Annotated in this window: 1 protein-coding gene; it reads right to left on the bottom strand. The window is 64.9% G+C overall.

Features of this window, described 5'->3' with window-relative positions:
* On the bottom strand, window positions 1-721 hold a 721-nt coding region (locus AC0L3I_RS36955; RefSeq protein WP_473530236.1), incomplete at both ends, for an FAD-dependent oxidoreductase.

Genomic DNA, 721 nt, shown 5'->3' with positions numbered 1-721 from the left:
ACCAGTTGGCGCGCTCCCAGCCGGCGACTTCGCCGAACACCGCGCCGCGCGCCTTCAGATGTTCGTGCAGTGGCGAGCGCCTGATGTTCCGCGAGGTCGCCATCTGGCGGTACGGGAAATGGTCGGCGTAGAGCAGGCCGAGCGTCTCGGACACGCGCTCCTTCAGGTAACGGCGGTTCTTCTGGAACGGCTGGGCGCGGCGGATATCGACCTCCCACAGGTCGAACGGCGCCTCGCCATCATTGATCCATTGCGCCAGGGCCATGCCGGCGCCACCGGAGGAGACGATGCCGATCGAATTGTAGCCGGTCGCCATCCAGTAGCCGGAAAGCTCCGGCGCCTCGCCAAGATAGTAGCGGTCGTCGGGGGTAAAACTCTCGGGACCGTTGAAGAAGGTGTGGATGCCGGCGCTGGCCAGCATCGGCATGCGGTTGACGCCCATTTCGAGGATCGGCTCGAAATGCTCAAAATCCTCGGGCAACTGGTCGAAACAGAAATCTTCGCTTATGCCGTCCATGCCCCAGGGCTTGGCCACCGGCTCGAAGGCACCGAGCATCATCTTGCCGGCGTCTTCCTTGTAGTAGGCGCATTCGTCCGGCACGCGCAGCACCGGCAGGCGGGCCAGGCCGGGGATCGGTTCGGTGACGAGGTAAAAGTGCTCGCAGGCATGCAGCGGGATGGTGACGCCGTTCTGGCGCCCGAGCTCGCGCGCCCACATGCC

Source organism: Mesorhizobium sp. WSM4840 (assembly GCF_055811755.1).
Note: the sequence above shows the minus strand (reverse complement) of the source record. Positions and strands in the feature narration are given on the sequence as shown.